The sequence below is a fragment of the Mesorhizobium sp. WSM4848 genome (assembly GCF_055811375.1).
In genome coordinates, this window is sequence record NZ_JBVVPX010000077.1 from 1 (window position 1) to 3,195 (window position 3,195).

Annotated in this window: 1 rRNA gene; it reads right to left on the reverse strand. The window is 53.0% G+C overall.

Going from position 1 to position 3,195, the window contains the following annotated elements:
• Positions 1-40: 40 nt before the first annotated feature.
• Positions 41-2,908, reverse strand: a 23S ribosomal RNA gene (locus AC0L16_RS33190).
• Positions 2,909-3,195 lie beyond the last annotated feature (287 nt).

Here is a 3,195-nt window from a genome sequence, read left to right on the forward strand (position 1 = left end):
AAGACCATCTGACTTTGTCAGATGGGCATAGGGAATGAGAACGATCAAGCCGATCGAACTATTAGTACCGGTAAGCTTCAAGCGTTGCCGCTCTTCCACACCCGGCCTATCAACGTGGTCGTCTTCCACGGTTCTCAGGGAATACTCGTTTTAAGGTGGGTTTCCCGCTTAGATGCCTTCAGCGGTTATCCCGTCCGGATATAGCTACCCTGCTATGCGGCTGGCGCCACAACAGGTCCACCAGAGATCCGTCCATCCCGGTCCTCTCGTACTAGGGACAGATCCTTTCAATATTCCTACACCCACGGCAGATAGGGACCGAACTGTCTCACGACGTTCTGAACCCAACTCACGTACCGCTTTAAATGGCGAACAGCCATACCCTTGGGACCTGCTCCAGCCCCAGGATGCGATGAGTCGACATCGAGGTGCCAAACAACCCCGTCGATATGGACTCTTGGGGGTCATCAGCCTGTTATCCCCGGCGTACCTTTTATCCGTTGAGCGATGGCCCTTCCACGCGGGACCACCGGATCACTATGACCGACTTTCGTCTCTGCTCGACTTGTCAGTCTCGCAGTCAGGCAGGCTTATGCCATTGCACTCAGCGAACGATTTCCGACCGTTCTGAGCCCACCATCGCGCGCCTCCGTTACTCTTTAGGAGGCGACCGCCCCAGTCAAACTACCCACCATACATTGTCCCGGACCCGGATGACGGGCCGCGGTTAGACATCCATAGTGATAAGGGTGGTATTTCAAGGGTGGCTCCACCTGAGCTGGCGCCCAGGTTTCAAAGCCTACCACCTATCCTACACATGCCACTACGAATGCCAATGTAAAGCTATAGTAAAGGTGCACGGGGTCTTTCCGTCTAACCGCAGGAACCCCGCATCTTCACGGGGAATTCAATTTCACTGAGTCTATGCTGGAGACAGCGGGGAAGTCGTTACGCCATTCGTGCAGGTCGGAACTTACCCGACAAGGAATTTCGCTACCTTAGGACCGTTATAGTTACGGCCGCCGTTTACTGGGGCTTCGATTCAGAGCTTGCACCCCTCCTCTTAACCTTCCAGCACCGGGCAGGCGTCAGACCCTATACGTCGTCTTGCGACTTCGCAGAGCCCTGTGTTTTTGATAAACAGTCGCTACCCCCTGGTCTGTGCCACCCTCCTCCACTTGCGTGGAAAAGGGTCACGCTTCTTCCGAAGTTACGCGTGCAATTTGCCGAGTTCCTTCAGCATAGTTCTCTCAAGCGCCTTGGTATACTCTACCAGTCCACCAGTGTCGGTTTCGGGTACGGTCTATAAGGAGGAGCTATTTCCTGGAACCACGCAGCAGCCCGTTCAATCCGATAAGATTGGACTACCTCAATGATCCGTCACTTCCTCCAGGCCCACGAATATTAACGTGGTTCCCATCGTCTACGCATTTCTGCCTCGACTTAGGGGCCGGCTAACCCTGCTCAGATTAGCTTTAAGCAGGAACCCTTGGACTTTCGGCGGGGGAGTCTCTCACTCCCCTTACGTTACTCATGTCAGCATTCGCACTTCTGATACCTCCACCACCCCTCACGGGTATGGCTTCATCAGCTTACAGAACGCTCCGCTACCGCTCGTGATTGCTCACGAACCCTAAGCTTCGGTGTATGGCTTGAGCCCCGTTACATTTTCGGCGCAAAGACCCTTATTTAGACCAGTGAGCTGTTACGCTTTCTTTAAATGATGGCTGCTTCTAAGCCAACATCCTGGTTGTTTTGGGATCCTCACATCCTTTCCCACTTAGCCATAACTTGGGGACCTTAGCTGTAGGTCAGGGTTGTTTCCCTTTTCACGACGGACGTTAGCACCCGCCGTGTGTCTGCCGACTAGTACTCCCAGGTATTCGGAGTTTGGTTAGGTTTGGTAATCCGGTGAGGACCCCTAGCCCATCCAGTGCTCTACCCCCTGGGGTATTCGGTCGACGCTCTACCTAAATAGATTTCGCGGAGAACCAGCTATTTCCGAGTTTGATTGGCCTTTCACCCCTAGCCACAAGTCATCCCGAACTATTGCAACAGTTATGGGTTCGGTCCTCCAGTAAGTGTTACCTTACCTTCAACCTGCTCATGGCTAGATCACTCGGTTTCGGGTCTAATGCGACGAACTGAACGCCCTGTTCAGACTCGCTTTCGCTGCGCCTACACCTAGCGGTTTAAGCTTGCTCGTCACACTAAGTCGCTGACCCATTATACAAAAGGTACGTGGTCACCCAGGACGAACCTTGGACTCCCACTGTTTGTAGGCAATCGGTTTCAGGTACTCTTTCACTCCCCTTGTCGGGGTGCTTTTCACCTTTCCCTCACGGTACTAGTTCGCTATCGGTCATGCACGAGTACTTAGGCTTGGAGGGTGGTCCCCCCAATTTCAGACAGGATTTCACGTGTCCCGCCTTACTCGAGGACGATGATTTGCATTACGCGTACGGGGCTGTCACCCACTATGGCCCTACTTTCCAGAAGGTTCCGCTTGTCTCATCATCGCCACTGGCCTGGTCCGGGTTCGCTCGCCACTACTGCCGGAGTCTCGGTTGATGTCCTTTCCTACGGGTACTTAGATGTTTCAGTTCCCCGCGTTCGCCACTTTATCCCTATGGATTCAGGATAAGTTACCTATAACAGATACTTGGAAACCACAGCAGCAAGTCTGCGCGATCTCAAAGAGATCGTCGCCTAACGCTCAATCCTTTTGGGATCTCGCGCCAATTGCCCTGCTGCTCTGATTTTCCAAGCACCTTAGGTGGGTTTCCCCATTCGGAAATCTACGGATCAAAGGGTATTCGCACCTCCCCGTAGCTTATCGCAGCGTATCACGTCCTTCATCGCCTGTGCATGCCAAGGCATCCACCAATTGCCCTTAAGACACTTGATCGTTCTCATTGCCAATACCCACCGCGCGATCCGAAGGATCGTCGCTTCAGCGATAATCCTGTGCGGGATTATCACTAGATGTCATTGGCACAAAAAGACCAGCTTCTCGAGATCGGTTCGAGGGTGCGGTTAGGCAAACCCATCATATGCGGGAGATTGAGCGTCTCCCGCGACAAATCACACCCCTTGCGGGCTGTGAAGTTCGAACAAATCTTCTCTTTACGATGTCATACAGAACAGGCGGAGAGCCAAGAAGCTCGCCGCAAATCTTTTTAACGAATGACTTTT